Source organism: Pseudomonas sp. NCHU5216, assembly GCF_052156495.1.
Taxonomy (GTDB): domain Bacteria; phylum Pseudomonadota; class Gammaproteobacteria; order Pseudomonadales; family Pseudomonadaceae; genus Aquipseudomonas.
This window is the reverse complement of sequence record NZ_JBQLIX010000085.1, coordinates 1-1262: the sequence shown is the minus strand read 5'-3', so window position 1 is coordinate 1262 and position 1262 is coordinate 1. Positions and strand designations below refer to the sequence as shown.

Sequence of the window (1262 nt, the reverse complement as noted above, 5' to 3'; positions counted from 1 at the left end):
TGTATGGACCGGACACATGGTGGACAGGTGTGCGGGGACATGGTGGACACTTTTCGGCAAGCAAACCTGCCGGGAATTCGACCATGCCCTGGAACGCGAGAGACACCATGAGTTTGAGAGAAGAGTTCGCTCACCTAGCCAATCATCCAGACGCCAATATCAGAGAGCTGTGCCGGCGTTTCGGCATTAGTCCCCAGACAGGCTACAAGTGGCTAAACCGATACCGTAAGGAGGGTGCGGCTGGCCTTGTGGAGCGCTCCAGAAAACCTCGCAGCAATCCCAAGCAGACGGATCAAAGGCTTGAGGAAGAGGTGGTCGCCATCCGCAAGGAGCACCCAGCCTGGGGCGGTCGCAAGATCCGGCATCTGCTGAACCAGCGCATTTGTGCCAGTACCGTCACCAATGTGCTGCATCGGCACGGGCTGATCACCTCCGAGGCCAGCGATGCGGCAACGCCATGGAAACGCTATGAGCGGGAAGCGCCCAATGATCTCTGGCAGATCGACTTCAAAGGCTTCTTCCAGACAGATCAGGGGGCGTGCTACCCGTTGACGCTGATCGATGACCACTCGCGTTTCAACCTGACCATCCAAGCCTGTCCGCATCAGCGAACTGAACTGGTACAGGAGCACCTGAGCGATCTGTTCAGGCGATACGGGCTGCCCCTGCAGATCAACGCAGACAACGGCGCGCCCTGGGGCGCACCACGAAACCCAGGCGAGCTAACGCCGCTAGGGATCTGGATCGTGCGGCTAGGGATACGGCTGACGTTCAGCCGGCCAGGGCATCCACAAACCAATGGCAAGGACGAGCGCTTCCATCGAACACTCAAAGCTGAGGTGCTCAGGGGCCGTACTTTCCGTGACCTGCAGGAAGCCCAGGAAGCATTCGACCTCTGGCGTGGTATCTACAATTACAAGCGGCCTCATCAGCAGTTGGGCTATCAAGTGCCAATCGATCGCTATCGGATGAGCAAGCGACCATTTCCCAGCCGGTTGCAGGACTTTGAATATGGCCCCGATGACATTCTGATCAAGCCCTACCACAGCCAATTCCGCTACAAGAAGCGCTCATTCCGGATAGCCAAGGCGCTAGAGGGGCATACCGTGGCCCTGCGTCCGAGCGAGCAAGGATCTGATCACTTCGACGTCTACTTCTGTCGCCACAAGCTGAGAACCATCGATTTCAACCACCCGGATGGCAGGCGATAATGTGTCCACCATGTCCCCGTACATGTGTCCACCATGTGTCCGGTCCATACA

The 1262-nt window shown here is 57.8% G+C and carries 1 protein-coding gene; it reads left to right on the top strand.

Annotated elements, in window-relative coordinates; all coding sequences use genetic code 11:
- Window positions 1–83 precede the first annotated feature (83 nt).
- Window positions 84–1211 carry an IS481 family transposase gene (locus ACSVIK_RS25970; protein WP_442447014.1) on the top strand — a complete coding sequence of 376 codons (1128 nt, stop codon included), beginning with the start codon at window positions 84–86 and terminating at the stop codon, window positions 1209–1211.
- Window positions 1212–1262: the final 51 nt, after the last annotated feature.

Coding starts and splice junctions, on each gene's coding strand:
- ACSVIK_RS25970 (WP_442447014.1), top strand. CDS start 84: ATGCCCTGGAACGCGAGAGACACCATGAGTTTGAGAGAAGAGTTCGCT.